The sequence below is a fragment of the Streptomyces sp. NPDC041713 genome (genome assembly GCF_055591085.1).
In genome coordinates, this window is the sequence record NZ_JBVIZY010000014.1 from 1 (window position 1) to 26,692 (window position 26,692).

General features: G+C 73.3%; 26 protein-coding genes. 20 read left to right on the forward strand and 6 right to left on the reverse strand.

Translation table 11 applies throughout. From position 1 onward, the window contains the following. The 11 genes from ACZ6CV_RS31430 to ACZ6CV_RS31480 form a co-directional block, all read left to right on the forward strand. Nucleotides 1-270: glutamine amidotransferase-related protein (locus ACZ6CV_RS31430; protein WP_469254505.1), on the forward strand; the 270-nt coding region annotated here is incomplete at its 5' end. A gap of 84 nt (nucleotides 271-354) precedes the next feature. Next, on the forward strand, nucleotides 355-981 hold the full coding sequence (locus tag ACZ6CV_RS31435) for an NUDIX domain-containing protein (RefSeq protein WP_469254507.1): 627 nt from the start codon (nucleotides 355-357) through the stop codon (nucleotides 979-981). 158 nt (nucleotides 982-1,139) lie between these two features. Continuing rightward, entirely contained in the window at nucleotides 1,140-3,233 is a 2,094-nt protein-coding gene (locus tag ACZ6CV_RS31440) for a tetratricopeptide repeat protein (RefSeq protein WP_469254509.1), read from the forward strand. 145 nt (nucleotides 3,234-3,378) lie between these two features. Next, nucleotides 3,379-4,494 (forward strand): alanine dehydrogenase, encoded by a 1,116-nt coding sequence (gene ald / locus ACZ6CV_RS31445; protein WP_355809914.1) that lies wholly within the window; start codon nucleotides 3,379-3,381, stop codon nucleotides 4,492-4,494. Nucleotides 4,495-4,842: 348 nt separating this feature from the next. Further along, nucleotides 4,843-6,015 carry a ParA family protein gene (locus ACZ6CV_RS31450; RefSeq protein WP_384546000.1) on the forward strand — a complete coding sequence of 391 codons (1,173 nt, stop codon included), beginning with the start codon at nucleotides 4,843-4,845 and terminating at the stop codon, nucleotides 6,013-6,015. After that, nucleotides 6,000-6,593, forward strand: coding sequence for a hypothetical protein (locus tag ACZ6CV_RS31455; RefSeq protein WP_469254512.1), 594 nt, complete (start codon nucleotides 6,000-6,002; stop codon nucleotides 6,591-6,593). Before ACZ6CV_RS31450 ends, ACZ6CV_RS31455 begins: the two co-directional genes overlap by 16 nt. 19 nt (nucleotides 6,594-6,612) lie before the next feature. Continuing rightward, nucleotides 6,613-7,566: a segregation and condensation protein A gene (locus ACZ6CV_RS31460; protein WP_469254514.1), complete on the forward strand. Its 954-nt coding sequence runs from the start codon at nucleotides 6,613-6,615 to the stop codon at nucleotides 7,564-7,566. Beyond that, nucleotides 7,563-8,210: an SMC-Scp complex subunit ScpB gene (scpB, locus tag ACZ6CV_RS31465; RefSeq protein WP_469254516.1), complete on the forward strand. Its 648-nt coding sequence runs from the start codon at nucleotides 7,563-7,565 to the stop codon at nucleotides 8,208-8,210. Before ACZ6CV_RS31460 ends, scpB begins: the two co-directional genes overlap by 4 nt. A 12-nt stretch (nucleotides 8,211-8,222) precedes the next feature. Further along, complete coding sequence (locus ACZ6CV_RS31470; RefSeq protein WP_469254518.1) at nucleotides 8,223-9,350, forward strand: pseudouridine synthase; 1,128 nt, start codon at nucleotides 8,223-8,225, stop codon at nucleotides 9,348-9,350. A 75-nt stretch (nucleotides 9,351-9,425) separates the two neighbouring features. Beyond that, nucleotides 9,426-10,151, forward strand: a complete 726-nt coding sequence (locus tag ACZ6CV_RS31475; RefSeq protein WP_469254520.1) for an NUDIX hydrolase — start codon at nucleotides 9,426-9,428, stop codon at nucleotides 10,149-10,151. Nucleotides 10,152-10,159: 8 nt separating this feature from the next. After that, a complete protein-coding gene (locus ACZ6CV_RS31480; protein ID WP_469254766.1) occupies nucleotides 10,160-11,161 on the forward strand; it encodes an ADP-ribosylglycohydrolase family protein in 1,002 nt (333 codons plus the stop codon). Between the two features lie 61 nt (nucleotides 11,162-11,222). On the opposite strand, the gene ACZ6CV_RS31485 is transcribed toward ACZ6CV_RS31480, so the two are convergent. Continuing rightward, complete coding sequence (locus ACZ6CV_RS31485) at nucleotides 11,223-11,981, reverse strand: nucleotidyltransferase domain-containing protein (RefSeq protein ID WP_469254522.1); 759 nt, start codon at nucleotides 11,979-11,981, stop codon at nucleotides 11,223-11,225. 221 nt (nucleotides 11,982-12,202) lie between these two features. Between ACZ6CV_RS31485 and ACZ6CV_RS31490 the strand changes: the two genes are divergently transcribed. From ACZ6CV_RS31490 to der, 4 genes are all read left to right on the forward strand, one after another. After that, nucleotides 12,203-13,288 (forward strand): prephenate dehydrogenase, encoded by a 1,086-nt coding sequence (locus ACZ6CV_RS31490; RefSeq protein ID WP_469254524.1) that lies wholly within the window; start codon nucleotides 12,203-12,205, stop codon nucleotides 13,286-13,288. Nucleotides 13,289-13,423: 135 nt separating this feature from the next. Continuing rightward, the gene (gene cmk, locus ACZ6CV_RS31495) at nucleotides 13,424-14,119 is read left to right on the forward strand and encodes a (d)CMP kinase (RefSeq protein WP_469254526.1); all 696 of its coding nucleotides are present in this window, start codon (nucleotides 13,424-13,426) and stop codon (nucleotides 14,117-14,119) included. Beyond that, nucleotides 14,077-14,793 (forward strand): lysophospholipid acyltransferase family protein, encoded by a 717-nt coding sequence (locus tag ACZ6CV_RS31500; protein ID WP_469254527.1) that lies wholly within the window; start codon nucleotides 14,077-14,079, stop codon nucleotides 14,791-14,793. The genes cmk and ACZ6CV_RS31500 overlap by 43 nt, the downstream gene beginning before the upstream one ends. Before the next feature lie 82 nt (nucleotides 14,794-14,875). Next, nucleotides 14,876-16,354 carry a ribosome biogenesis GTPase Der gene (gene der / locus ACZ6CV_RS31505; protein WP_469254529.1) on the forward strand — a complete coding sequence of 493 codons (1,479 nt, stop codon included), beginning with the start codon at nucleotides 14,876-14,878 and terminating at the stop codon, nucleotides 16,352-16,354. 76 nt (nucleotides 16,355-16,430) lie between these two features. Here der and ACZ6CV_RS31510 read toward each other — a convergent pair whose 3' ends face one another. Both ACZ6CV_RS31510 and ACZ6CV_RS31515 read right to left on the reverse strand, forming a co-directional pair. Further along, nucleotides 16,431-16,730: a hypothetical protein gene (locus tag ACZ6CV_RS31510; protein WP_469254531.1), complete on the reverse strand. Its 300-nt coding sequence runs from the start codon at nucleotides 16,728-16,730 to the stop codon at nucleotides 16,431-16,433. A 173-nt stretch (nucleotides 16,731-16,903) separates the two neighbouring features. Further along, entirely contained in the window at nucleotides 16,904-17,686 is a 783-nt protein-coding gene (locus ACZ6CV_RS31515) for a hypothetical protein (RefSeq protein ID WP_469254533.1), read from the reverse strand. 267 nt (nucleotides 17,687-17,953) lie between these two features. On the opposite strand from ACZ6CV_RS31515, the gene ACZ6CV_RS31520 reads away from it, so the two are divergent. Beyond that, nucleotides 17,954-18,538, forward strand: coding sequence for a LysM peptidoglycan-binding domain-containing protein (locus ACZ6CV_RS31520; protein WP_469254535.1), 585 nt, complete (start codon nucleotides 17,954-17,956; stop codon nucleotides 18,536-18,538). Here the strand turns inward: ACZ6CV_RS31520 and ACZ6CV_RS31525 are convergent. The 3 genes from ACZ6CV_RS31525 to ACZ6CV_RS31535 are packed head-to-tail and all read right to left on the reverse strand — an operon-like array spanning nucleotide 18,504 to nucleotide 22,369. After that, nucleotides 18,504-19,181 carry an ATP-binding cassette domain-containing protein gene (locus ACZ6CV_RS31525; protein WP_469254536.1) on the reverse strand — a complete coding sequence of 226 codons (678 nt, stop codon included), beginning with the start codon at nucleotides 19,179-19,181 and terminating at the stop codon, nucleotides 18,504-18,506. The two genes, ACZ6CV_RS31520 and ACZ6CV_RS31525, sit on opposite strands and share 35 nt — an antisense overlap. A 1-nt stretch (nucleotide 19,182) precedes the next feature. Then, the gene (locus ACZ6CV_RS31530) at nucleotides 19,183-21,819 is read right to left on the reverse strand and encodes an ABC transporter permease subunit (RefSeq protein ID WP_469254538.1); all 2,637 of its coding nucleotides are present in this window, start codon (nucleotides 21,817-21,819) and stop codon (nucleotides 19,183-19,185) included. Nucleotides 21,820-21,823: 4 nt separating this feature from the next. Beyond that, nucleotides 21,824-22,369, reverse strand: a complete 546-nt coding sequence (locus ACZ6CV_RS31535) for a hypothetical protein (protein ID WP_469254540.1) — start codon at nucleotides 22,367-22,369, stop codon at nucleotides 21,824-21,826. A 148-nt stretch (nucleotides 22,370-22,517) separates the two neighbouring features. Between ACZ6CV_RS31535 and ACZ6CV_RS31540 the strand changes: the two genes are divergently transcribed. The 4 genes from ACZ6CV_RS31540 (at nucleotide 22,518) to ACZ6CV_RS31555 (ending at nucleotide 26,649) form a co-directional block, all read left to right on the forward strand. Continuing rightward, nucleotides 22,518-23,084, forward strand: coding sequence for an MTB12 C-terminal domain-containing protein (locus ACZ6CV_RS31540; protein ID WP_469254542.1), 567 nt, complete (start codon nucleotides 22,518-22,520; stop codon nucleotides 23,082-23,084). Then, nucleotides 23,059-24,345, forward strand: a complete 1,287-nt coding sequence (locus tag ACZ6CV_RS31545; protein ID WP_469254544.1) for an ABC transporter substrate-binding protein — start codon at nucleotides 23,059-23,061, stop codon at nucleotides 24,343-24,345. The genes ACZ6CV_RS31540 and ACZ6CV_RS31545 overlap by 26 nt, the downstream gene beginning before the upstream one ends. Before the next feature lie 163 nt (nucleotides 24,346-24,508). Further along, nucleotides 24,509-25,771 (forward strand): glycosyltransferase family 4 protein, encoded by a 1,263-nt coding sequence (locus ACZ6CV_RS31550; RefSeq protein ID WP_469254545.1) that lies wholly within the window; start codon nucleotides 24,509-24,511, stop codon nucleotides 25,769-25,771. After that, on the forward strand, nucleotides 25,768-26,649 hold the full coding sequence (locus ACZ6CV_RS31555) for a hypothetical protein (RefSeq protein ID WP_469254547.1): 882 nt from the start codon (nucleotides 25,768-25,770) through the stop codon (nucleotides 26,647-26,649). The genes ACZ6CV_RS31550 and ACZ6CV_RS31555 overlap by 4 nt, the downstream gene beginning before the upstream one ends. The last annotated feature ends 43 nt before the right edge of the window (nucleotides 26,650-26,692 follow it).

Genomic DNA, 26,692 nt, shown 5'->3' on the forward strand with positions numbered 1-26,692 from the left:
CACCGCCACCGCTACGAGGTGAACAACGCCTACCGCGCGGACCTGGAGAAGAAGGCCGGCATCCAGTTCTCCGGCGTCTCCCCGGACGGCAAGCTTGTGGAGTACGTCGAGTACCCGCGCGAGGTGCACCCCTACCTGGTCGCCACCCAGGCCCACCCGGAGCTGCGGTCCCGTCCGACCCGCCCGCACCCGCTCTTCGCCGGCCTCGTGAAGGCGGCCGTCGAGCGTCAGCAGGCCGGGGCCAAGCAGGGCGGCAAGTCCGGAAAGTAACACCGGAGCGATACGGTTGCCGGGGTGTGCGTCTCACGGGACGCGCACCCCGGTTTGTCGTTTGCACGTGTGGGAGGACAGGGCATGACGATCAAGGACACCGCCGAGGAGTGGCAGGTCACGGCGACGAAGACCCCCTTCGTCGGCAACAAGACCTCCGTCCGCACCGACGACGTGGTCATGCCCGACGGATCCGTCGTCCACCGCGACTACCAGGTCCACCCGGGCTCGGTCGCCGTCCTCGCGCTCGACGACGAGGGCCGCGTCCTGGTCATCCGCCAGTACCGCCACCCCGTACGCCACAAGCTCTGGGAGATCCCCGCAGGCCTCCTCGACGTCCCCGGCGAGAACCCCCTGCACGCCGCCCAGCGCGAGCTGTACGAGGAGGCGCACGTCAAGGCCGAGGACTGGCGGGTCCTCACCGACGTCTACACCACCCCCGGCGGCTGCGACGAGGCCGTGCGGGTCTTCCTCGCCCGTGACCTCTCGGAGGCCGAGGGCGAGCGGTTCGAGGTCGAGGAGGAGGAGTCCGACATGGAGCTCGCCCGGGTGCCCCTCGACGAGCTCGTCCGCGGCGTGCTCGCCGGCGACCTGCACAACAACTGCCTCGTCGTCGGCGCCCTCTCGCTGCAGGCGGTCCTGAACGGCGACGGCGTGGACGCGCTGCGCCCCGCCGAGGCCCCCTGGCCCGCCCGCCCCTTCGAGGCCTGAGACCCCCTCGAGCCGTCCGGTGTGACGATCTACTGATCCGATCGGGCGACTTGTGCGTGCTGCGTGCCCGGGAGGGGCGCAGGGCCTGAACTAGGCTCTGAAAGCGTCCCGCCCGGAGCCCCGGCGGGTTCGTGCGCAGGCGGACGGGAGCGTGGCCCGTGACGGATCAGGCAGTCGACACGGACGGTGCGACGGCGGGTGGCGCGGTGCCCTCACCCGCACGCGCCTCGCTGGAGTCGACACGGGCTCAGTTCGTCGGCAGACGCCGGGAGTTGAAAGAGCTCCGCGCCGACGTCGACCGCGCGGGCCTCGACACCCTCTCCGGCCGCAAGGCACCCCGCGCACGCGTCCTGCTCGTCGCGGGCCGCCCCGGCTCGGGCCGCACCGCACTCGCCGAGGAACTCGTCCGGCAGCTCGCCGACGACTACCCCGACGGGGTGCTGCGCGCCCACCTCACCGACCCCGACGGCGCCCCCGTACCCACCGAGCGCACCGCCCGCGACCTGCTGGACGCGCTGGCCGTGCCCGCCCCGCCCGGAGCCGCCGAGGACGACCTCGCCGAGACGCTCCGCGCGGCCCTCGCCGACCGTAGGGCGCTGCTGCTCCTCGACGACGCGGCCGACGCCGGACAGGTCGACGCGCTCCTCCCGGACACCCCCGACTGCCTGGTCGTCGCGGTCGCCGAGGGCCCGCTCACCGGCATCCCCGACGTCCGGCCCTGCACCCTCGGCGGCCTGGACAAGGAGGCCGCCGTCGAACTCCTCGCGCGCGCCGCGGGCCCCGTCCGCATCACCGTCGACCCGGGCTCGGCGGAGTCCCTGGTCGAGGTGTGCGCGGCCCACCCCGCGGCGCTCGTGCTGGCCGGCGGCTGGCTCGCGGTGCGACCCAAGGCCGCCGTTGCCGACCTCGCCAAACGGGTGCGCGCACTGCCCGACGAGGGCTCGGCCCTCGCGCGTGTCTTCGGCCACACCTACGCCTCGCTGCCCTCGCCCGCCGCGCGGATACTGCGACTGCTCTGCCTCGCCCCGGCCGGCCACGTCGACCCGCACACCGCCTCCGCGCTCGCGGGCTGCTCGGTCTCCGGGGCCAAGACCACACTGGACGACTTCGTCCAGCTCGGACTCCTCCGGGCCGTCCCGTCCTCCCTTCCGCAGTACGAGGTGCCCGGCTGCCTGGTGCCGCTGCTGCGGGCCCGTACCGAGAGCCAGGACAAGCCGGGCGAGATCCAGCTGGCCAGGGCCCGGATGCTGGAGCGGACCGTGCGGCTCCTGCAGTCCTGCCGCGCCGTCACCGAGCCCGAGGACTCCACCGCCCGCGGGAAGGCCGCGGGACTGCCGCGCGCCCTGCGCTTCCCCAGCCGCCAGGCAGCCGCCGAGTGGCTGTCGGTGCGGCAGCCCGCGCTGCTCGCCGCCGCCCGGCTCGCGGTCGCCGACGGCGAGCTGGACACGCTGGCGCGCAGGCTGATGGCGGCCCTGGCCCGGGCGCTCGTCGCGCACCGCGGCACCGAGGCCGCCGCCCCCGAGCTGTACGGCATCCACCAGCTGGTCCTGGGCGTCGCCGAGCGGCGGAACCTGCCGCGCGAACAGGCCGCGGCGCTGCTGAACCTCGCGGATCTGGACGCGCAGACCGGCCGCACGCGCGACGCGCTGGCCCGCTACCGTGCGGCGCTCGACGCGGGCCGGGCCGCGAACGACCCGTACGCCACCGGCCGCGCGATGGAATCCGTAGGCGGCGCCTACCAGGAGCTGGGGGACTGGTCGCGGGCCTGCGACTGGTTCGGTCGCGCGCTGGCCCATCGGCTCGCCCGCGACGAGCGCGCGGACGCGGCCCGCCTGTACGGACGGATCGGCACGGTGCACACGTACGCGGGGCGGTACGGCGAGGCGCTGCGGAACTGGAGTTCGGCGGTGACCGGGCACCGCAGGAACGGCGATGTCACCGCCCAGGCGCGGGCGTTGAGCGAGATGGCCCGGGTGCAGGAGTACGCGGGCCGGCCCGAGGAGTCGCTGCGCACCTGCCAGGAAGCGGTCGAGTGGGCGCGGCGGGCCGAGGACGTCCGGCTGCAGGCGGCGCTGCAGCTCCGGCTCGCGGACACCCTGGAGCGGCTCGGCGACCCGGCCGCGGCCCGGCTGCACCGGAGCGCCGCCGAGCGCATGCTGGGAGAGGAGCTTCCGCAGGTCGCCAGGCTGGAAAGGAATGGTGGAGCGGAGCCTTCCGCCTACGAAATCCGTAGTGCATCCGCAGAAGATTGAAGCATTGGAAGGCTAGACAGCGAGAAATCCTTCATTAGACTGGCTCCGCCGCATACCTCTGCGGTGTCTCCCGCTGCGCCCCCACGTGCACCGGTATGCGTTGCATTGCCCGAGAAATCCCCTGAGCCAAGGACCGTGATCGACGATGAAGGTCGGCATCCCCCGCGAGGTCAAGAACAACGAGTTCCGGGTGGCCATCACCCCCGCCGGTGTGCACGAGCTGGTGCGCCACGGCCACCAGGTCGTCATCGAGCGGAACGCCGGCGTCGGCTCCTCGATCACGGACGCCGAGTACGTCTCGGCGGGCGCGAAGATCCTGGACACCGCCGACGAGGTCTGGGCCACCGCCGACCTGCTCCTGAAGGTCAAGGAGCCCATCGCGGAGGAGTACCACCGCCTCCGCAAGGACCAGACGCTCTTCACCTACCTGCACCTGGCCGCGTCCAAGGAGTGCACGGACGCGCTCCTGGAGTCGGGCACGACCGCCATCGCGTACGAGACGGTGGAGACCGCGGGCCGCGCGCTGCCGCTGCTCGCCCCGATGTCCGAGGTCGCGGGCCGGCTGGCCCCGCAGGTCGGCGCCTACCACCTGATGGCCGCCAACGGCGGCCGCGGCGTGCTGCCGGGCGGTGTCCCGGGCGTGGCCGCGGGCAAGGCCGTCGTCATCGGCGGCGGCGTCTCCGGCTGGAACGCCGCGCAGATCGCCATCGGCATGGGCTTCCACGTGACCCTGCTCGACAAGGACATCAACAAGCTCAAGGAAGCCGACAAGATCTTCGGCACGAAGATCCAGACCGTCGTCTCCAACGCCTTCGAGCTGGAGAAGGCCTGCCTGGAGGCCGACCTCGTCATCGGTGCCGTCCTCATCCCCGGCGCCAAGGCCCCGAAGCTGGTCACCAACGAGCTCGTCTCCCGCATGAAGCCGGGAAGTGTCCTTGTCGACATCGCGATCGACCAGGGCGGCTGCTTCGAGGACTCGCACCCGACCACGCACGCCGAGCCGACCTTCCCGGTCCACAACTCGGTCTTCTACTGCGTCGCCAACATGCCGGGCGCGGTGCCGAACACCTCCACCTACGCGCTGACCAACGCGACCATGCCGTACATCGTCGAGCTGGCGAACCGCGGCTGGGTCGAGGCCCTGCGCCGCGACCCGGCGCTCGCCCTGGGCCTCAACACCCATGACGGCAAGGTCGTTTACAAGGAGGTCGCGGAGTCCCACGGCCTGGAGCACGTGGAGCTGGAGACGCTCCTCGGCTGAACCGGATGACCGACTCCGGTCGGTCCGACGACACTTTCGTCAACGAAAGTCGTCAATCTCACGCCAGCGGCCGGACCTTGAGAGGGGTCCGGCCGTATGCGTATCTGTGTCGACACGCTCAACTGGCCTTGAACGTAACCCTTTAACCGTTTCGCCCACCCTCGAAACGCGGCGATGACGAGCCGTACGCCCTTGACACAAGGGTGTTCCGTTGCCGACACATCGGGCCGGGTCCGGTGGATTGTGTTGCTGTGGAGCGGTGACACGCCATAGAGTCGCCAACCGTCGGCATGGTGCCACGCTGACCTATCGAGAAATTTCCTGGTCACCAAGGAGGTAAGACGACTTGTGAATGAGTCGACATTTGCTCCCGGGGGTGGTCAACCAGGAACGTCTGTGCGGGACCAGGGTCCCGTGGGGCTCGAGGCCGTCGGCTCGGTCGCTGTCCGCACCTTCGAAGCCCGGCAGAGCCCCCAGCCGACACAGTCAGCACCCCAGAGCATGGATGGCCATCACGTGAACGCCATGGCCGGCGACCGGAGTGGCGATAACACCCACACCCACCTCGCCGACTACGAGGAACTGCCCCAGGGGCACTTCTACGACCCCGACGCCGAGTACGAGCCCGATCCGGAGTACGCGGCCACGCTCGCGCCGGACGCGGCCCGTCAGCGCCGCGAGCGCATCGGCCCCACGGGACGCCCGCTGCCGTACTTCCCGATCCCGGGCCCGCTGACCGACCACGGTCCGGCCAAGATCATCGCGATGTGCAACCAGAAGGGCGGCGTCGGCAAGACGACGTCGACCATCAACCTGGGCGCGGCCCTCGCGGAGTACGGACGCCGGGTCCTGCTCGTCGACTTCGACCCGCAGGGCGCCCTCTCGGTGGGCCTCGGGGTGAACCCGATGGAGCTGGACCTGACGGTCTACAACCTCCTCATGGAGCGCGGCATGTCCGCGGACGAGGTGCTCCTGAAGACGGCGGTCCCCAACATGGACCTGCTGCCCAGCAACATCGACCTGTCCGCCGCCGAGGTGCAGTTGGTGAGCGAGGTCGCGCGCGAGTCGACGCTGCAGCGCGCCCTGAAGCCGCTCATGCAGGACTACGACTACATCGTGATCGACTGTCAGCCCTCGCTCGGCCTGCTCACCGTGAACGCCCTGACGGCGGCTCACAAGGTGATCGTGCCGCTCGAGTGCGAGTTCTTCGCGCTGCGCGGCGTGGCCCTGCTGACCGAGACCATCGAGAAGGTCCAGGAGCGGCTCAACCCCGACCTGGAGCTCGACGGCATCCTCGCGACCATGTACGACTCCCGCACGGTGCACAGCCGTGAGGTGCTCGCGCGCGTGGTCGAGGCCTTCGACGACCACGTCTACCACACGGTCATCGGCCGCACGGTCCGCTTCCCGGAGACCACGGTCGCCGGTGAGCCGATCACGACGTACGCCTCGAACTCGGTCGGCGCGGCCGCCTATCGCCAGCTCGCCAGGGAGGTGCTCGCCCGGTGTCACGCCGAGTGAGTCTGCCGGGGGCCGACGAACTGTTCCGCACGACCGGGGGGATGGCGCTGCAGTCGTCCTCGCCGCGGCGCGGCACCAACGGCGAGGCCAGGGTGCCCGCTCCGGCGGGCGAGAGCGACGAGACGGCGGCATCGGCCGAGGAGACCGCGCAGGGCGACGGCGGTGAACCCGCCGAACACGCGGCCACGGACGCGGAGTCCGGGGCCGAGTCGCGCAGCAGGGCGGCCGCCGAGGGCGAGAAGAACGCGGGGCGCCGCTCCGCCGAGCCGGCGCAGGAAGGTTCGGCCGCCCAGGGCGGCGGCAAGTCCGCCGGGGCCTCGACCGCGCAGGCGCGGCGCCGCGCCCGGGCGGCCAACCGGCGGCCCAGCGGGCGTGAGCGGCACGACGAGAAGATCACCGTGTACGTCTCCGCCGAGGAGCTGATGGACCTCGAACACGCGCGCCTGGTGCTGCGCGGCGAGCACGGCCTCGCGGTCGACCGCGGGCGCATCGTGCGCGAGGCGGTCGCCGTCGTCCTCGCCGACCTGGAGTCGCGCGGGGACGCGAGCATCCTCGTACGCCGGCTTCGCGGGCGGTAGGGGTAGCGTTTCTGGCCTCATGGCCTCGAACAGTGAACCCGTACCGTCCGCCGCTCGGCGCCGCACCCTGGGGCGCGGCCCAGGGGCGTCCTCCGCGCAGGGGGCGACCCCCGGCGGGACGCCCGCCCACGACGCGGACGCCGAGCCGGAACCTTCCCACGAGCCCGACGACGGGCGGTTCAAGGTCAGGCTCGCCAACTTCGAGGGCCCCTTCGACCTGCTGCTCCAGCTGATCTCCAAGCACAAGCTGGACGTCACCGAGGTCGCCCTGTCCAAGGTGACCGACGAGTTCATGGCGCACATCCGGGCCATGGGCGCCGACTGGGACCTGGACCAGACGACGGAGTTCCTGGTCGTCGCCGCCACCCTGCTCGACCTCAAGGCGGCGCGGCTGCTGCCCGCCGCCGAGGTGGAGGACGAGGCCGACCTCGCGCTCCTCGAGGCGCGCGACCTGCTCTTCGCCCGGCTGCTGCAGTACCGCGCGTACAAGGAGATCGCGGACATCTTCAGCGGGCGGCTGGAAGCAGAGGCGCGGCGCTACCCGCGGACCGTGGGCCTCGAACCGCACCACGCCGAGCTGCTGCCGGAAGTCGTCATCAGCATCGGCGCGGAAGGGTTCGCCAAGCTGGCCGTGAAGGCCATGCAGCCACGCGCGAAGCCGCAGGTGTACGTGGAGCACATCCACGCCCCGCTGGTCTCCGTACGGGAACAGGCCGGGCTGGTCGTCGCCCGGCTGCGGGAGCACGGCGAGACCAGTTTCCGGGTCCTTGTCGAGGACGCGGGGGACACCCTCACGGTCGTCGCGCGCTTCCTGGCCCTCCTTGAGCTCTACCGCGAGAAGGCCGTCGCCCTGGACCAGGAGGATCCCCTGGGGGAGCTGATGGTCCGCTGGACGGGCGGCGACGGCGCCGGGGAGCCGACCGTGACCGACGAGTTCGACCGGGCCCCCGAGCCGATGGAGGAGAAGGCGTGAGCGAGCACCCCGCGGGCGCGGAGACGGTCGCGGACCTGGAGCTGCGGCCCGCCCTGGAGGCCGTCCTGATGGTCGTCGACGAACCGGCCACCGAGGACCACCTGGCGAAGATCCTGCGGCGGCCCCGGCGCGAGGTCGCCGACGCGCTGCGCGAGCTGGCCGACGAGTACACCGTGCAGCGGCGCGGCTTCGAGCTGCGGCTCGTGGCGGGCGGCTGGCGGTTCTACACCCGGCCCGAGTACGCCGCCGCCGTGGAGGGCTTCGTCCTCGACGGGCAGCAGGCCCGGCTCACCCAGGCGGCTCTGGAGACCCTCGCGGTCGTCGCGTACCGCCAGCCGGTCAGCCGCTCGCGGGTCTCCGCGGTGCGCGGGGTGAACTGCGACGGCGTGATGCGCACCCTCCTCCAGCGCGGTCTGGTGGAGGAGGCGGGCGCGGAACCCGAAACAGGTGCGATCCTGTACAGGACGACGAACTACTTTCTGGAGCGGATGGGCCTGCGCGGCCTGGACGAGCTCCCCGAGCTCGCGCCCTTCCTCCCCGAGGCGGACGCGATCGAGGGCGAGACGCTGGAGGGGGTTCCGTCGTTCGACCCGGACGCACCCGATGCGCCGGGGTACGGGTACACCCAGGACACAGCCGATTAGACGGAACTTTTGATGCGAAGCAGCAGCGGCAGGAACAGCAGCGGAAACAACGGCGGGAGCCGTGGTGGCAACAGCGGCGGCCGCGGCGGGAACGGCGGCGGCCGCGGCAACCCCCGCGGGGCCGGCGGCAACCGCGACGACAAGCAGGGCGGCAGCGGCCGTCCGAAGAGGCCGCGTCCGGAGGAGCGGCGCTACGACGTAGGGCCCGGCGGCACGCAGGAGGGTCCGAAGTCGGGCCGCGGCGCCTCGGCGCGCGGCGGCGCCAAGGGCGGGCCCAAGCAGGGCCAGGCCGCCGGACGCGGGCGGTGGGCCCCGGCCACCTCCCGTGAGTACGACGCGCGGGCCGAGGAGCGCAACCGCGAGCGGTACGCGGGCAAGCCGAAGGTGAGCCCGCCCAAGACCTTCCCGGGCGCCGAGCAGGAGGGCGAGCGGCTGCAGAAGATCCTCGCCCGCGCGGGCTACGGCTCGCGCCGCGCCTGTGAGGAGCTGGTCGACGAGGCCCGCGTCGAGGTCAACGGCGAGATCGTCCTGGAGCAGGGGCTGCGCGTCGACCCCGAGAAGGACGAGATCAAGGTCGACGGCCTGACCGTGGCCACCCAGTCGTACCAGTTCTTCGCGCTGAACAAGCCCGCCGGCGTCGTCTCCACCATGGAGGACAACGAGGGCCGGCAGTGCCTCGGCGACTACGTGACCAACCGCGAGACGCGGCTGTTCCACGTGGGGCGGCTCGACACCGAGACCGAGGGCGTCATCCTGCTCACCAACCACGGCGAGCTGGCGCACCGGCTGACCCACCCCAAGTACGGCGTGAAGAAGGTCTACCTCGCGCACATCGTGGGCCCGATCCCGCGTGACCTGGGCAAGCAGCTCAAGGACGGCATCCAGCTGGAGGACGGGTACGCCCGCGCGGACCACTTCCGCGTCGTCGAGCAGACCGGCAAGAACTACCTGGTCGAGGTGACCCTGCACGAGGGGCGCAAGCACATCGTGCGGCGCATGCTCGCCGAGGCCGGGTTCCCGGTCGACAAGCTGGTGCGGGTCGCCTTCGGGCCGATCACGCTCGGTGACCAGAAGTCCGGCTGGCTGCGGCGTCTGTCGAACACCGAGGTCGGGATGCTGATGCAGGAGGTCGACCTGTAGGTCGCGAAAACCCTTGCCCGAACCACCCCCTCTCTTTATAGTCCTCTTGACTATAAAGAGAGGGGGTGGTCGTGCATGCAGGGCTACGACAAGCACGCCTTCGAGCCGTTCGCCGTCACCGTGGACCTCGCGGTGTTCACCGTCAGGGACGGCGCGCTGCACGTGCTGCTCGTCGAGCGCGGCCAGGAGCCGTACGCGGGGCGCTGGGCGCTGCCCGGCGGCTTCGTGCTGCCCGACGAGTCGGCCGAGGAGGCCGCGGGGCGGGAGCTCGCCGAGGAGACCGGCATCGCGGACGTCGCACGGCTGCACCTGGAGCAGGTGCGCACCTACAGCGACCCGGACCGCGACCCGCGCATGCGGGTCGTCTCCGTCGCCTTCGCCGCGCTCGTCCCCGACCCGCCGCAGGTGAGCGGGGGAGGCGACGCGGCCCGCGCGGCCTGGCTGCCGTACACCCCGGCGACGTACCGGCCGCTCGCCTTCGACCACGACCGGATCCTCGCCGACGCGCACGACCGGGTCGGCGCCAAGCTGGAGTACACCGGCCTCGCCACCGCCTTCTGCCCGCGCGAGTTCACCCTCGGCGAGCTGCGCCAGGTCTACGAGGCCGTGTGGGGCGCCGAGCTCGACCCGGCCAACTTCCGCCGCAAGGTGGTCGGCACGGCGGGCCTCGTCGAAGCCGTTCCCGGCGGGGCCCGGCTGACCGGTGGCCGGGGCAAACCCGCCGCGCTCTTCCGGGCCGGCACCGCCACGGCCCTGCACCCGCCCCTGCTCCGCCCCGCCCCGGAAGGACAGCCCTCGTGACCGCCCCCATGAAACGTGCCGCCACCGGAGCCCTCATGGGGCTCGCCCTCGGTGACGCCCTCGGCTTTCCGACCGAGTTCGACGACGTTCCCTCGATCCTCGCCAAGTGCGGGCCTTGGCGGGAGATGGAGCTGCCGACGCCCGCGATCGTCACCGACGACACCCAGATGACGCTCGCGCTCGCCCGCGGCCTGCGCACCGCCATGGAGCGGGGGAGCCTCGGCCCGAAGCGGCTGGAGCGACCGGTGCGCGAGGAGTTCGTGGACTGGTACCAGTCGCCGGAGAACAACCGCGCGCCCGGCAACACCTGTCTGAAGGCCTGCCACCTCCTCAAGAGCGGCAAGCCCTGGGACGAGGCCAGTCAGCTGCACTCCAAGGGCTGCGGCGCCAACATGCGCGTCGCACCCCTCGGCCTCGTGCCCGGGCTGAGCGACGAACAGCGGGCGGGCGCCGCCCAGTTGCAGTCCGCGCTCACCCACGGCCACCCGACGGCGCTCGCCGCCTCCGACCTCACCGCGCACGCGGTCCGGCTGCTCGCCGAGGGCGCCGAGCCGACCGGACTCGTCGGACTGCTTCGCTCCTACGCGTACGAGAACCGCGAGACCTACCACGAGCGCTGGCTCGGCGAGCTGTGGACGCGGAGCGGGGCGCCCACGCCGCGCGCCTTCATCACGTCCGGCTGGGACGAGTGCCTCGCCGTGCTCGAACGCCTGGAGGCCGCGCTGCGGCACGCCAACCCGGAGACCGACCCGTGCCTGGCCACCGGCGCCGGGTGGATCGCCGAAGAGGCCCTCGCCACCGCCCTGCTGTGCTTCCTGCAGTGCGTCGACGAGCCGGTCACCGCGCTGCGCCGGGCCGCCTGCACGTCCGGCGACTCCGACTCGATCGCCTGCCTCGCCGGCGCCTTCGCGGGCGCGCACGTCGGCGCGGACGCCTGGCCCGCCGAGTGGACGGAACGGATCGAGTACCGGGCCGAGCTCCTCGCCTTCGGGGCGCTCTGGGACGCTTGAGGGAGGACCGTGGACCGACGTGCAGCGGCTGCACGTCGTCCTCGACGCGGCGCAGGCGGACTCAGTGCTGCCCGGTGTCCACTCCGCCCACGACTCCCTGCACGACTTCGTCGTCCGGGTGCGCCTGAAAGGTGCGCAGGGCTGACGCCCGGCGGGTGCGGACCAGGAAGTCCTCGATCCGCTCCCGGTCGGGGCCGGCCGGGAGCGGGCTGTGCGGCGCCGCCTCCTCGGCCTCGGCCGCCAGCCGGTTCATCCAGGTCTCGACCTCGGACCAGGAGCGCTCTCCGCGCTTGACCGCGAGCAGCGGCTCGCGCTCCTCGCCGACGTCGAGCGTCAGCTCACCGGTGCGCAGCAGGTCGCGGCAGGAGGCAAGCAGCCGCAGCAGGTGCATGGCGTGCTTCCAGCGCGGGGCGCCGTGGGTGCGGACGTCCGCCTCCAGCTTCTTGCGCTGGCCCAGCGCGTAGCGGGCGAACGTCTCGTGGGTCTGCCGGGAGAGGAACGCGCCGCGCAGGGCCAGCAGCTCGCGGCCGGTGTCCGTGACGTGCTCCACGAGCGGCGAGTGCAGACACTCCAGGACGTTCGGGTTGGCGCGCAGGGCGAGCTCGCAGAAGCGCTCCAGCTCCCAGCTGAACTGCTCCTCGGCCGGCCCGTCCAGATGCGTCGGAGGCTTCTCGAACCGCCAGAACAGCGGGGTGGGGGCCAGGAAGATCCCCCTGCGGTCGGTGTCGCTCTCCTCGGTGGCCAGGCCGAACGCGCGCGAGCCCATCACGCAGGAGTAGACCGTGTGGTCGCGTACGAGGGCGAGGTTCCCGGGGAGCATGGGGTGAGGGTACGGGCCCGTGGCGCGCCGGTGTCCGGGCGGCCCCGCCCGTCTCGGCAACCGGGCGCCCCGCGCCGCCGTACGGGACGCTGGATAGGCTTGAGGCCCCGGCTGTGGGCCACAGCCATGGCGTACGCCACCGTCGAACCCGACCGGCCACGCTCCGAGACCGCACCCGTGCACCTCGGCGCCGCGGCCGCACTCCGCAAGGACACCGCCCAGTGAGAACCGCCCTCGTCATCGGCACCGGTCTGATCGGCACCTCGGCAGCCCTGGCCCTCGCCTCCCGGGGCGTCGCCGTGCACCTCGCCGACCACGACCCGGCGCAGGCCCGCACCGCCGCCGCGCTCGGCGCCGGCACCGACGAGGAGCCCGCGGGGCCCGTCGACCTCTGCGTCGTCGCCGTGCCGCCCTCGTACGTCGCCGCCACTCTGGCCGACGTCATGCGGCGCGGGGCCGCGCGCGGCTACCTCGACGTGGCGAGCGTCAAGGGCGGCCCGCGCCGCGAGCTGGAGGAGCTCGGCCTCGACCTGACCGCGTACATCGGCACGCACCCCATGTCGGGGCGCGAGCGCAGCGGCCCGCTGGCCGCCACCGCCGACCTCTTCGAGGGCCGGCCCTGGGTGCTGACCCCGACCCGGGACACCGACACCGAGGTGCTCAACCTCGCCCTTGAGCTGGTGGCGCTCTGCCGCGCGGTGCCCGTCGTCATGGAGGCCGACGCCCACGACCGCGCGGTCGCCCTCGTCTCGCACATGCCGCACCTGGTCTCCAGCATGGTCGCGGCCCGCCTGGAGCACGCCGAGGAGAGCGCCGTACGCCTCTGCGGCCAGGGCATCCGCGACGTCACCCGGATCGCGGCGTCCGACCCGCGGATGTGGATCGACATCCTCGCCGCCAACCCCGGGCCCGTCGCCGACCTGCTCGCCTCGGTCGCCGCCGACCTCGACGAGACGGTGACGGCGCTGCGCTCGCTGCAGTCCGCCGACGCCGACAAGCGCTCCGAGGGCGCGGCCGGGGTGGAGAACGTGCTGCGGCGCGGCAACGCGGGCCGGACCCGGGTGCCCGGCAAGCACGGGGCGGCCCCGGCGGCGTACGAGATCGTCGCGGTGCTCATCGACGACAAGGCGGGCCAGCTGGCCCGGATCTTCGCCGACGCGGACCAGGCGGGCGTCAACATCGAGGACGTGCGCATCGAGCACGCGACCGGGCAGCAGGCGGGTCTGGTGCAGCTCATGGTCGAGCCGAGCGCGGCGCCGGTGCTGAGCGCGGCGCTGCGGGAGCGGGGCTGGTCGATCCGGCAGTAGCGGTCCGCGCCGGGGCGCCCCGGGACGGCCCGGACAGGGGCTGTCGGGGCAGGGCGTGCGAGCCAGTAACCTTGTGCGGGGCGTCTTCGCGCCCCGCCTCCCCGCCCCGAGTACTGCGAAAGGTGCCCGCCCCCCGTGGAAACCGCAGCAACCGCCTCCCCGGCAGCCGTGATCGTCGCCATCGACGGTCCCTCCGGCACGGGCAAGTCGAGCACCTCGAAGGCCGTCGCCGCCCAGCTCGGACTCAGCTACCTGGACACCGGCGCCCAGTACCGGGCGATCACCTGGTGGATGGTGCACAACGGCATCGACCTCACCGACCCCACGGCGATCGCCGCCGTCGCGGGCAAGCCCGAGATCGTCTCCGGCACCGACCCGCTCGCCCCGGCCATCTCGGTCGACGGCACGGACGTCGCGGGCCCGATCCGCACCGCCGAGGTCACCTCCAAGGTCAGCGCCGTCAGCGCCGTCCCCGAGGTGCGCACCCGCATCACCGAGCTGCAGCGCTCCATCGCCGCCTCGGCCGAGAAGGGCATAGTCGTCGAGGGCCGCGACATCGGCACCACCGTGCTGCCCGACGCCGACCTGAAGATCTTCCTCACCGCCTCGCCCGAGGCCCGTGCCGCCCGCCGCTCCGGCGAGCTCAAGGGCGCCGACGTCAAGGCGACCCAGGAGGCCCTGATCAAGCGGGACGCGGCCGACTCCAGCCGCAAGACGTCCCCGCTGGCCAAGGCCGACGACGCCGTCGAGGTCGACACCACCGAGCTCACGCTCCAGCAGGTCATCGAGTGCGTCGTCACCCTCGTCGAGGAGAAGCGGGCCGCGAAGTGAGCGAGGCTCCCGCCGGCCGCGGGACCACCGCGGCGGGCGCCTCCGAGCGGGGCGCCGAGGTCGGCCGCCGCATCGGCGTCGGCCTCATGTACGGCCTGTTCAAGCCGCGGGTCCTCGGCTCCTGGCGGGTGCCCGCCACGGGTCCCGTGATCCTGGCCGTCAACCACGCGCACAACGTCGACGGCCCGATGGTCATGGGCGTCGCGCCCCGGCCCACGCACTTCCTGATCAAGAAGGAAGCGTTCGTCGGGCCGCTCGGCCCCTTCCTGGACGGCATCGGCCAGGTGAAGGTCGACCGCTCCGGCGCCGACCGCACGGCCATCACCCGGGCGCTCGGCGTCCTGGACCAGGGCGGCGTCCTCGGGATCTTCCCCGAGGGCACCCGGGGCGAGGGTGACTTCGCGTCGCTGCGCGCCGGGCTCGCCTACTTCGCGGTGCGCTCGGGCGCCCCGATCGTCCCGGTGGCGGTGCTGGGAAGCACCGACCGGCGCGGACGGCTGATCAAGCAGCTGCCCCCGCTGCGCAGCCGGGTCGACGTGGTCTTCGGCGACCCCTTCGACGCGGGCGACGGCACCGGGCGGCGTACGCGCAAGGCGCTCGACGAGGCGACCGTGCGCATCCAGGGGCGGCTCGCCGCCCACCTGGAAAACGCCAGGCGCCTGACCGGGCGCTGAGCGAGACTTATCCAGTAGTGCCCCGGTCCGACGCACGGGCCGCTGCACCGATCACCACGATGAACGACGAGGTACGGACTTCATGAACGACCAGATCCAGCCCGAGGGCGACGGCTTTGCCGACCACGACCACGGGGCGCTCGGCGACGCCGAGTACGCACAGTTCATGGAGCTCGCCGCCGAGGAGGGCTTCGACGTCGAGGACGTCGAGGGCGCCATCGAGGAGGCGGGCCACGGCCCGCTGCCCGTCCTCGCCGTCATCGGCCGCCCCAATGTCGGCAAGTCGACCCTGGTGAACCGCATCATCGGCCGCCGCGAGGCCGTCGTGGAGGACCGTCCGGGCGTGACCCGCGACCGCGTCACCTACGAGGCCGAGTGGTCAGGACGCCGCTTCAAGCTCGTCGACACCGGCGGCTGGGAGCAGGACGTCCTGGGCATCGACGCCTCCGTCGCCGCCCAGGCGGAGTACGCCATCGAGGCCGCCGACGCCGTGGTCTTCGTCGTCGACGCCACGGTGGGTGCCACCGACACCGACGAGGCCGTCGTGCGCCTGCTCCGCAAGGCCGGCAAGCCCGTCGTGCTCTGCGCCAACAAGGTCGACGGCCCCTCCGGCGAGGCCGACGCCACCGCCCTGTGGGCCCTCGGCCTCGGCGAACCGCACCCCGTCTCCGCGCTGCACGGCCGCGGCACCGGCGACATGCTGGACGCCGTCCTCGAGGCGCTGCCCGAGGCGCCCGCGCAGACCTTCGGCGCGGCCATCGGCGGCCCCCGCCGCATCGCCCTCATCGGCCGCCCGAACGTGGGCAAGTCCTCGCTGCTCAACAAGGTGGCGAACGAGGACCGCGTGGTCGTCAACGAACTGGCGGGCACCACCCGCGACCCGGTCGACGAGCTCATCGAGCTCGGCGGCGTGACCTGGAAGTTCGTCGACACGGCGGGCATCCGCAAGCGCGTCCACCTCCAGCAGGGCGCCGACTACTACGCCTCGCTGCGCACCGCCGCCGCCGTCGAGAAGGCGGAGGTCGCGGTGATCCTCATCGACGCCTCCGAGTCCATCTCGGTGCAGGACCAGCGCATCGTGACGATGGCCGTCGAGGCGGGCCGCGCGATCGTCGTCGCGTACAACAAGTGGGACACCCTCGACGAGGAGCGCCGCTACTACCTGGAGCGGGAGATCGAGACCGAGCTCGCCCAGGTCGCGTGGGCGCCGCGGGTCAACGTGTCGGCGGCCACCGGGCGCCACATGGAGAAGCTCGTCCCGGCGATCGAGGCGGCGCTCGACGGCTGGGAGACGCGCGTGCCCACCGGCCGCCTGAACGCCTTCCTCGGCGAGATCGTCGCCTCCCACCCGCACCCGGTGCGCGGCGGCAAGCAGCCCCGCATCCTCTTCGGCACCCAGGCGGGCACCAAGCCGCCGCGGTTCGTCTTCTTCGCCTCCGGCTTCATCGAGGCGGGCTACCGCCGCTTCCTGGAGCGCCGGCTGCGCGAGGAGTTCGGCTTCGAGGGGACGCCGATCCACATCTCGGTGCGGGTGCGCGAGAAGCGCGGCCGCAAGAAGTAGCGCGCGGCAGCACGTACGCGCATGCCCGGCCCCCCCTCGCGGGGAGGCCGGGCATTCGGCTGTCCGGGGTGCGCGCTCAGTGCTCGCGGCGCGGGCCCGGCGGCAGGGCCGCGGGGAACTGGTGGTGGCCCGTGTGGTGGTCGTGCTGGCCGTAGCGGGCCACGTGGAACTGGCCGTACGCGCTGCGCTGGTCGTGCCGTCCGTCGAAGCGGTGCTGGTAGCCGTACGGCCCCGTCCCGAAGCCGACGAACCCCAGGTCCTCCTCGCCCGTCCGGTCGCCCGGCAGGGCCCTGAACGCCCTGAGGTACTCCGAGTACAGCGTGTCGTAGATGGGTGTGGCCGAGTGGCTGCCCGTCGGCTCCTGCGCCGAACGCATGGAAGGGATGGGGCTCTGGTACGCCGGCCGGGGGCGGGAGGGGTCGTATGTGTGCACGTCTGTGCCAACGAAACCGTCGCCCTGCGGATGCGGGGGCCGCGCCCCTTTCCCGGTCCGGCAATAGTGTGACCGGCGCTTTCGGGTGCCGGGCGCGGCTCCCGGCCGTGGTGGGCTCAGGTGCCGGCGAGCGGCATGGAGGCCGCGACGAGCCGCCCGTGCGTGGCGGCCTTGTCCAGCGCGTCCCGCAGCATGTCCTCGCGCGGCTGGCGGCCGATGGAGCCCGCGGGGGCCGCGAAGAGCAGCACGGTCTGCGTCTTGTTGGCCGCCGTGCGCCAGTCCTCGGTGACCTGCAGCGGGTGGTGCGCCTGCCACCAGGCGACGGGGGAGCCGCCGCCGGTGCCGGGCTGCAGGACGGCGTGCAGCTGGCCCATGGCGAGCAGCACCGACCAGCCGGGCAGCGGGGGCGGCACGGAGTCGAGCGAGGCGACCGGCAGGAAGCCCTGTTCGATCAGGAGCGGCAGGAAGTCGTCGCCGCCGCCGGGTGCGGCGCCGGGGCGGGCGATGGCGCCGGTGGGCTCGACGACGAGGGCCGGGCGCAGTTCGCCCTCGATGAGGACGAGGCCGCTGGTGACGCCGAGCACGGCCTGGTTGGGCGCGGCGTCGGCGGGCGCCTCGCCGTCGTCGCCGGTGATCGAGCGTACGGCGCCCTGCAGCTGCTCCTCGGAGACCGTGACGATCTGGGAGGGCAGGCAGGTGGCGTGGGCGAAGGCGAGCACGGCCGTCTCGTCACCGACGAACAGGACGGTGCTGGTGCGCTCCTGTTCGGCGTCGCCCGGGGTGCGGCACGACGTGCAGTCGTAGCTGCCCGGGGTGTTCTCGCCGGCGAGCAGCCGGTCGGCTTCTTCGTCGCCGATCTCGGCGCGTACGTCGTCGCTGACGTCGAGCATGCGCGGCACGGGTGGCTCCTCGGGATCGTCATCTGGGGTGCATGGGGAGGGTGTGACGAGCCGGGCCGTGCCCGGCTCATAAGGAGACAACGGCGGATCAGTGGTGCAGGTCACGCGCGAAGGAGAACGGAATCGAGCCATCGGCGGCGGCCAGGACGTGATCGTCCCGGGGTGGCGGCTCTCGGTGTGACTTACCGATAGTCCGACCGGGTGGGGTCGGTGCCGGGGCGGCGCGGCACGCCTCGGGCCCGTCACGGAGCTGCCTAGCGTGACCCGATGCATCCGAAGCTCACCCTGCGCGTCCACTCCGTGTCCCTGGTCGTCGGCGCGATCCTGGCGGCGACGGCGCTGCCCTCGGCCGCCGCTTCCGTGGCCCCGCCGCCGAAGCCGGGTGCCCCGTCCGCGCCGTACGGCTGCTCCACGAAGAAGGGGCCGTGGGAGTGCCTCGCCGAGTGCGAGAGCAACGGGCGGTGGGACACCAACACGGGCAACGGCTTCTACGGCGGGCTGCAGTTCTACCAGCCCACCTGGGAGCAGTACGGCGGGCTCAAGTACGCGCCGCGCGCCGATCTCGCCACCAAGAAGGAGCAGATCAAGGTGGCGGAGAAGGTGCTGCAGGCCCAGGGCTGGGGTGCCTGGCCGTCCTGCTCCAAGAAGGTGCGGGTGGAGCGGTCCGACGGCCGCGTCCACCGGGTGAAGGCGGGGGAGACGCTCAGTTCGATCGCCCGCCTGTACCACGTGAAGGGCGGCTGGCAGGCCCTGTACAAGGCGAACCGTGCAACGGTCGGGAGCCGTCCCGACCGGATCTCGGTGGGCGAGGTCCTGGTCATTCCCGGGCGTCCCGCGGCCGGGCAGGACTGACCTCGCCCGGCTCCCCGCTGAACACCACCGCGCCCCGGCGCAGTGCGTGCACGACCGCCGCCCGGCTCGCGCCCGCGCGCAGGGCGGACGGCAGTCGCTGTTCGGCGAGGACCACGCAGGCGCCCGTACCGGCGAGGAGTTGGTACGTGCGGGCCGCGACCGAGGGCGCCATGCCCTGTGTCGGCTCGTCGGCGAGGACCACCCGGGTGTCCGGGAGCAGGGCCCGGGACAGGGCGAGCATGCGCTGTTCGCCGCCGGAGAGGGTGCCCGCGCGGCGGGCGAGGAGCGGGCGCAGCTCGGGGTAGGCGTCCAGGGCCCGCGAGAGGCCGCCCGCGCCCGAGAGTTCGAGGTTCTCCGCGACGGTGAGGGAGGCGAACACCGCCTGCCGGTCCGGTACGAGGCACACGCCGTCGGCGGCTCGTGCGTGGGCCGGCCGATGGGTGATGTCCCGGCCGTCCAGGACGACCGCGCCCGCGGTCAGGGCGACCGTGCCCGCGAGTGCGCGCAGGGCCGTGGTGCGGCCGCTGCCGTTGCGGCCGATGAGCACGGTGAGCGCGGCGGCGGGCGCGGCCAGGGTGAGGCCGTGCAGGGCCTCCAGCGGGCCGTAGTGGACGCGGGCGTCGCGCAGTTCGATGCCGCGCATGTCAGCGGGCCTCGTGGAGGACCTGGTCGGCGGGGCCCGAGGTGACGATGCGGCCCGCCGTCATCACGTGCACGGTGTCGGCGAGTCCCGCCACGAGGCCGAGGTCGTGCTCGACCACCAGCAAGGCCGTGCCGTCCGCCGCGAGGGCCCGTAACAGCACGGCCAGATCCCGCACTTCGGCCTCGTCCAGACCGGCCGCGGGCTCGTCCAGGAGCAGGGTGCGCGGGTCGCCCGCGAGGGCCCTGGCCAGCTCGGTGCGGCGCAGGGCCCCGGTGGAGAGGCCGGCCGCGGGGCGGTCCCGCAGCCCGGTGAGGCCGAGGAGGCGCAGCGCCCGGCCGGTCGAACCGGGGGTGGGGCGCGCCGCCCGGTCCGCGCCCACCTGGACGTTCTCGGCGACGGTGAGTGAGGGGAAGACGGCCAGTTGCTGGAAGGTACGGGCCGCGCCGGCGCGGGTACGGGCGTGCGCGGGCAGGCCGGTGATGTCACGGGGGCCGAGGGTGATGCGGCCCGACGCGGGGCGCAGGGTGCCGGCCAGACAGTGGAAGAGGGTGCTCTTGCCCGCCCCGTTGGGGCCGACGACGGCGGTGACGCGGCCGGGCGGAACGGTGAGGCTGACGCCGTCGAGGGCGGTGAACCCGTCGTAGACGACGGTGAGGCGGTGGGCGGTCAGGGTGTGGTCGGGGGTGAGGTGGGCGGCTGGGGGGCGACCGTCCTCCGCGCGCGGGGTGGGGGTTTGTACGGCGGTGGCTTCGGTCCGGGTGGGCGGGGTGCCCCGGCTCGGTCGCAGCCCTGCGGTCGTGAGGCGGGCGCGGGCCGCTTCGCCCGTGTGTGTGAGGCGCGGGGTGCGGCGGAAGCGGTCGGTCGCCGCGCGCAGCGCCTCGTACGGGCCGCCGGGGAAGCGGCCGATCAGGACCGCCAGGAGGCCGATCAGGGCGGCCGCGACCCCGCCGCGCGTCCCCGCGTCCAGGCCGACGAGGAGGGCCGCCGCGGCCGACGCCCCGAGCACGCTGTCCGAGCCGAGGACCACGACGGCCGCGAACCAGAGCAGGCCCCGCACGGGGTCGTACGCCCCGGCGTCGAAGGCCCGTTGGCCGAGCGCGAGCATCCCGCCGCCGAGCCCGGCGAGTGCCGCCCCGGTGACGAACGCGGCGAGTTTGAGGGCCGGCACCGGCACCCCGGCGGCCGCCGCCCCCGCCTCGTGGTCCCGCATCGCCGCGAGCGCGCGGCCCGTACGCCCCCGGCGCAACGCGGTGACCAGGAGCACCGCCCCGCCCAGGAGGACGAGTTCGAGCAGGTAGTACGCCCGGTCGTCCGCGAAGCCCGCAGGGCGGCCGACGGTCAGGCTCGACGTCGCGTACGGCTGCGTGAAGACGAAGCGGCTGACGCCCACGCCGACCGCGAACGTCGCGAGGGCCAGGGCCAGGCCGTGCCGGCTGATGGCGGGCCATCCGGTCAGGAGCCCGAGCGGGGCCACCAGGAGGACGGCCACCAACAGGGCCGGCAGATGCGGGAGTTCGGGCAGGCCGGGGAAGCGGCCCGCCGCGAGGAGTGCCGTGAAGAGGGCGCCCAGGCCCGCGTACGCCGCCTGCCCGAGGGAGATCTGGCCGCCGCGGCCGGTGACGACGACGAGCGAGAGCAGGATCACCGCGAGCGCGGGGACCTGGACCGCCGTCGTCAGGTCGGTGCCCGCGAAGCCGAGCGGGATGAGGAAGAGCACCGTCGCCACGAGCCACGCGCCGGGCGGCGTCGGCACCCGGTGCTTCGCGGTGCGCGGGAGCGCGTCCTGCGTGCCGACCCCCGGCAGGATCAACGCCGCGACCAGCAGCGCGAGGACGAAGAGGTTCGCGCCCGCGGTCTGCAGGAGCTGTTCCGGCAGCCCTCCGGGGTGCAGCCGCGTCACCTGGCTCTGCGCCACCCCGAGGCCGAGCGCCACCCCCACCGCGACGGGCAGGCTGCGCATCCCGGCCGCCACCGCGACGGCCACCACCTCCATGACCAGCAGGGGCATCCCGTACGGGTCGAGGCGCACCAAGGGGGCGAGCAGGACACCGGTGAGGCCCGCCGTGAAGGAGCCGAACGCCCAGCCCGCGGCGGCCACCCGGTCCGCGTCGATTCCCGAGAGCACGGCGAGTTCGCGGTTGTCGACGACCGCGCGCAGCCGGCCGCCGAACCGGGTCCAGCGGGTCGTCGCCCCCACCGCAGCGGCGAGGGCGACGGCGGCGCCGAGCGGGGCCCACGGGTCGGCGGGGACGAGGGTGGGCGCGTCGTCGCGCGCGCCCGGCCCCCAGACGAGGGCCGCACCGCCGACCAGCAGGACGAAGACGCCGATCGAGGCGACCAGGGTCTGCGCCGGATCGCCGCCGAGCACTGCGAGCGGGCGGAAGACCGCGCGGTCCAGGAGGAGGCCGAGGCCGGGGGCGACCAGGAGCAGCGTCACGGCCGCGGCCACCGGGAGCGGCCAGTGCCACTCGGCCGTCAACTGGCGCAGCACATAGGCGCAGAGCATGGCGATCGCGCCGTGCGCGAAGTTGAGGACGCCGGTCGCGCGGTAGGTGACGATCAGTCCGATGCCGGTGAGGGCGGCGGCGCCGCCGACCGAGAGCCCGGCCAGCGTGAGGTCGTAGCTCAGGGACGCCACCGGGTCAGTGCTCCGGGGCCGGTACGGGGGTGTCCGGCGGGTCGCCGGGATCCGGCGGGCGCGGGGGTTCGCAGATCGGGCAGGGGGCCAGGGCACCGGCCGCCAGGGCCGTGGCGTCCGCGGGGGCCGCCGCCGGTTTGCCCGTGACCAGCGGGCAGTCCGCGCGGTGCCAGAGCGTGCCGCCCGGCACCATGAGCAGCGCGCCGCCGGCCGCGACCGGCGACGCGGGCCGGTCCTCCGAAGGCGCGGGTTCCGTCGCCACCAGGAGTCCGTACAACTCCTCGACGCGCGCCGCCGCCAGCGTGTTCCTGCCGTGCGTGAGCAGTACCGCGCCCGCGACGATCAGCGCGGCGCCCGGGATGGTGCAGGAGGCGAGGTAGGGCACCTGCCGCTCGGCGAACCGCTCCCCGGAGACGCCGTACCAGCCGAGCACGCAGAGCACCGCGCCGACGGCGAGCGCCGCGAGCGCCGCCCACAGCAGGGGAGCGGCGCCGCGTGCGCGAGCCGGGTCTGACGCACCGTCCGTCCTAGCTGTCCGCACCGCCCGCATCGAGACCCCCCTGGGACACGTCGTCGGTCACATCGGTCACGTCGGTGGGCTGTCCATGTCAGCCGATGGCTTGCACTATGCCCTCTGGAAGCCGACGCTGAAAGCTCCGGTCCTTCATGGTCCGGACCGACACCCGGTGGTGAGCCAGATGGTTCTCGGGAGCAGCCCCAGGCAGGGGACGTACCTCGGGCGGGGCAGGGTGCGCGGCGCGGCGCTGGCGGCCGCCGCGGTCCTGCTGATCGTCCCGGCCGCCGTGGCCTGCGGCGACGACAGCGGGGGCGGGGACGGCGACAAGCCCCCCGAGCCCTCCGTGCAGAAGTCGTCGGAGCCGGGCACGGACGACGCGTCCGCGCCCGCCGACGCGGCGGCCGCCGAGAAGGAGGTCCGTGCCAACTGGGAGAAGTTCTTCGACCCCGAGGTGTCCCTGAAGGACAAGGAGAGCGTCCTGGAGAACGGCCCGAAGATGCGCGCCGTCCTGAAGGGCTTCAGCGGCGACAAGCGGGGCGAGCAGGTCGCGGCGAAGGTCGAGAAGGTCGCCTTCGCCGCGGCCGACGAGGCCGAGGTGACATACGCGCTGACGCTGAAGGGCGCCACCGCGCTGCCCGACGCCTCCGGGACCGCCGTCGACGACGACGGCACCTGGAAGGTGTCCGTCAAGACCCTCTGCGCGCTGGTGAAGCTGAGCGGGAATGCGTCGCCGGGGCCGGGCTGCTGAGGCGCTGCTGGCCGTCGTCCTGCTGGTGGTGGGCACGGCCTGCGGGAGCAGGCTGCCCGAGAGCGACTTCGAGGGGCGCGGCACGGCGCCCGCCCCCGCGCGGGGAGCGCCCGTGCGGGTCGGCATCATCACCAGCGCGACCAGCCCGGTCGGCGGCTCCGCGTTCACCGGGCCGCGGGACGGCGCCCGGGCCTACTTCGACCGGCTGAACGCGCGCGGCGGCATCGCGGGACGCGAGGTCGAGGTGCGCACCTGCGACGACGGCGGCAGCGGTGTCGGCAACAACGACTGCGTGCACAAGCTGGTCGATGAGGAGAAGGTCGTCGCGCTGGTCGCCACCTCCGCCCTGGACTACGCGGGCGCCGCGCGGGTCTCCCGGGCGGGCGTGCCCGACATCGGCGGCCAGCCCATCGGACCGGCGTACGAGACGTATCCGCACCTGTACGGGATCTACGGCAGCCTCGCCCCGCGGAACGGGACGCCGGGGTGGGGCGGCACGCTGTACGGCGGGACCGAGGTCTACCGCTACTTCAAGCGGAAGCAGGGCGCGCGGACCGCCGCCGTCGTCTCCTACAACCAGGCCGCCTCCGCCGCGTACGCCCGGCTCGTCACCCGCGGCCTGCGGGCCGAGGGGTACGAGGTCGTCACCGAACAGCTCGACTTCGCGCTGCCCAACTTCCGTGCCGCGGCGGCCGACCTGAAGGAGCAGGGCGCCGACCTCGTCTTCGACGCGCTGGACACGCACGGCAACGCCCGGCTCTGCGCGGCGATGGACGACGTCGGCGCGAAGGTCACCGCCAAGGTCACCAACGTGCAGAACTGGACCTCGGCCGTCGGCGACGACTACAAGGACGCGCCGCGCTGCCGCAACGCCCTGTGGGCCACCGGTTCGAGCCGCAACTACGCGGACACCGGGCATCCGGCGGTGCGGGCGTTCCGCGCCGCGATGAAGAGGAAGGAGCTCTCCCAGTGGGAGCTGGAGGGGTGGGCGGCCGCCATGTGGTTCGATGACGCCGCGCGGTCCTGCCGGGGCGGCGGCATCACCCGCGCCTGTGTGGACCGGTACATGGAGCGCGACGAGCCGTACTCCGCGCGGGGGCTGCTCATACCCGTCACCTTCGAGCACCGTTCGGAGCCACCCACGTCGCGTCGGACGTGCATGTCGGTGGCCCGCTGGCAAGATGGGCGCGGCTGGGTCACCCAAGGCGGCGAAATGACCACGAACTGCTTTGACGTCCCCCAGCTCTCCTACCAGCCTTGATGCGTCGTTTCGCTAAAAGGTTCCCATTTCTGGCTACCGATCAGGCATCTGTTCGGGAACAGGATGGTGAGGAAACCCAACCTTTGGCCAGGAATCCCCGTCTAACCCTTCGGTAGGCGGACGAGGGGGACTGTCCGCATGGAAGCGCGGAATACGGGGACGCATGCACATCTCTTTCCTGATTCACAACGCGTACGGAATCGGAGGGACGATCCGGACGACGTACAACTTGGCGAACACGCTGGCCCAACAGCATGACGTCGAAGTTGTCTCCGTCTTCCGGCACCGGGACGAACCCGTCTTCGAGCCGGATGCGCGTGTCCGGCTCAGCCACCTCGTCGACCTGCGCAAGGACACCGCCGGCTATGAGGGCGACGACCCGGAGCACCTGACCCCTGCCCGGACGTTCCCCACCGCCGAAGGCCGCTACGACCAGTACAGCGCCCTGACCGACCGGCGCATCGCCGACCACCTCGCGCGCCTCGACGCGGACGTCGTCGTCGGCACCCGGCCCGGCCTCAACGTGCACATCGCACGGCAGACCGCGCGCGGCCCGCTGCGGGTGGGCCAGGAGCACCTCACGCTCGACAGCCACTCCAAGGAGCTCCGCCGCCAACTGCGCAGCGTGTACCCGCGCCTGGACGTCCTGACCACGACGACCGAGGCCGACGCCCGCGCGTACACCCGCAAGATGCGCCTGCCCGGCGTACACGTCCAGGCCGTGCCGAACCCGGTGCCCGCCCCCGGCATCGAGCCCGCCGACGGCTCCCACAAGTGGGTCGTCGCGGCCGGCCGCCTCGCCCCGGTGAAACGGTACGACCTGCTGATCAGGGCCTTCGACAAGGTGCGGCGCGAGCGGCCGGACTGGCGGCTGCGGATCTACGGCGGCGGCAAGCAGAAGGAGAAGCTGCGCGCCCTGATCGACGAACTGGGCCTCTACAACCACGTCTTCCTCATGGGCCCCGCCCACCCCATAGAGCCGGAGTGGGCCAAGGGCTCCATCGCCGCCGTCACCTCCAGCCTGGAGTCGTTCGGCATGACCATCGTCGAGGCGATGCGCTGCGGCCTCCCGGTGGTCGCCACCGACTGCCCGCACGGGCCGGGCGAGATCATCGACAACGGTGTCGACGGACGGCTCGTGGAGACCGGCAACGCCGACGCCATCGCCGGCGGACTGCTCGAACTCATCAACAACGACTCGCTGCGGCAGCGGATGGCGGGCGCGGCGCTCCAGGACTCCGAGCGCTTCGACCCGCAGCGCATCGCCGAGCGCTACGACGCGATGTTCTCCGGGATGCTCGCCCGCGGGGGCTCGCTGGGGGGCCGCGTGCGCGGCACCCTGCACCGCACCCGCGGCGCGCTGCTCGGGGGCGCGTACGCGGTGCGGGATCTCGGCCGGGTACAGACGAAGGGATCGACGGCATGACGGCCTTGGCCACCTCGCGGACGGCAGCGCGCGCCGAAGACGGGGAGGACGCGTCCACGGCACCGCGCGCCGACTGCATCGCCGACTCCGCCGGCGGACTGACCTTCGACGTCACCGACCCCGGCGAGCCGGGCGCGGAGGCGGTGCACCTGCTGCTCCGCCGGCGCGACGCCGAGTCCGCCGAGGACTACGTGCGGCTGCCGCTCTCCCCGTCGGCGGACGGCAGGCTGCGGGCCGCGCTGCCCAGCAGCGTCGAGCTGGCCGAGGGCCGCTGGAACGCCTACGTCGAGGTCCCCGGCGGCGAGCCGCGCCGCCTGATGCCGGGCGTCAACGACCTGCGCTCGCTGGTCGACCGGGCCCCCAGCGGCAGCCGCGGCCACGTCGCCGTGCGCATCCCCTACGCGACGAAGCAGGGCAACCTCTCGGTGCGCAGCTGGCTGCGCGCACCGCACGCCGAGTCCGGCGAGGTCGAGATCGCCGCGACCGCCGTGACGGTGCAGGGCCGGGTGTACGGCACCGAGCTCACCGCCGCCGCGTACGTCGAGGCCGTCCGGCGCGCCGAGCCCGGCCTCGTCCACCGCGCCGACGTCGCCGTCCAGGGCCCGGAGTTCGCCGTCGCCCTGGCGTACGGCCCGCTCGTCGAGGGCGGCACCGGGCCCTGGGACCTGTGGCTGCGCCCGGCCGGCGAGAGCGGCCCGCGGGTGCGGCTGGCCCGGCTCCTGGACGACGTCGCGGACAAGAAGGCGATCTTCACGTACCCGGTGACGGCCGTGGAGTCGAAGGCCGGTTGCAAGGCCGAGATCGGCCCGTACTACACCGTCGACAACGACCTGTCGCTGCGCGTGCGCGGCGAGGAGGAGACCGGGACCGGCGGCTGACACCACGGAAGACCGGGGCGGGGGCGGGCGGGGGCGGGCATCG

Excerpts from the sequence above, each read along its gene's own strand:
- ACZ6CV_RS31555 (WP_469254547.1), top strand. The coding sequence starts at position 25,768 with ATGACGGCCTTGGCCACCTCGCGGACGGCAGCGCGCGCCGAAGACGGG.
- ACZ6CV_RS31510 (WP_469254531.1), bottom strand. The coding sequence starts at position 16,730 with ATGCGTTCGGCGCAGGAGCCGACGGGCAGCCACTCGGCCACACCCATC.
- ACZ6CV_RS31460 (WP_469254514.1), top strand. The coding sequence starts at position 6,613 with ATGGCCTCGAACAGTGAACCCGTACCGTCCGCCGCTCGGCGCCGCACC.
- ACZ6CV_RS31545 (WP_469254544.1), top strand. The coding sequence starts at position 23,059 with ATGCGTCGCCGGGGCCGGGCTGCTGAGGCGCTGCTGGCCGTCGTCCTG.
- ACZ6CV_RS31520 (WP_469254535.1), top strand. The coding sequence starts at position 17,954 with ATGCATCCGAAGCTCACCCTGCGCGTCCACTCCGTGTCCCTGGTCGTC.
- ACZ6CV_RS31535 (WP_469254540.1), bottom strand. The coding sequence starts at position 22,369 with ATGCGGGCGGTGCGGACAGCTAGGACGGACGGTGCGTCAGACCCGGCT.
- ald (WP_355809914.1), top strand. The coding sequence starts at position 3,379 with ATGAAGGTCGGCATCCCCCGCGAGGTCAAGAACAACGAGTTCCGGGTG.
- ACZ6CV_RS31475 (WP_469254520.1), top strand. The coding sequence starts at position 9,426 with ATGCAGGGCTACGACAAGCACGCCTTCGAGCCGTTCGCCGTCACCGTG.
- ACZ6CV_RS31550 (WP_469254545.1), top strand. The coding sequence starts at position 24,509 with ATGCACATCTCTTTCCTGATTCACAACGCGTACGGAATCGGAGGGACG.
- der (WP_469254529.1), top strand. The coding sequence starts at position 14,876 with ATGAACGACCAGATCCAGCCCGAGGGCGACGGCTTTGCCGACCACGAC.
- ACZ6CV_RS31485 (WP_469254522.1), bottom strand. The coding sequence starts at position 11,981 with ATGCTCCCCGGGAACCTCGCCCTCGTACGCGACCACACGGTCTACTCC.
- ACZ6CV_RS31470 (WP_469254518.1), top strand. The coding sequence starts at position 8,223 with ATGCGAAGCAGCAGCGGCAGGAACAGCAGCGGAAACAACGGCGGGAGC.
- ACZ6CV_RS31525 (WP_469254536.1), bottom strand. The coding sequence starts at position 19,181 with ATGCGCGGCATCGAACTGCGCGACGCCCGCGTCCACTACGGCCCGCTG.
- ACZ6CV_RS31435 (WP_469254507.1), top strand. The coding sequence starts at position 355 with ATGACGATCAAGGACACCGCCGAGGAGTGGCAGGTCACGGCGACGAAG.
- ACZ6CV_RS31480 (WP_469254766.1), top strand. The coding sequence starts at position 10,160 with ATGAAACGTGCCGCCACCGGAGCCCTCATGGGGCTCGCCCTCGGTGAC.
- ACZ6CV_RS31540 (WP_469254542.1), top strand. The coding sequence starts at position 22,518 with ATGGTTCTCGGGAGCAGCCCCAGGCAGGGGACGTACCTCGGGCGGGGC.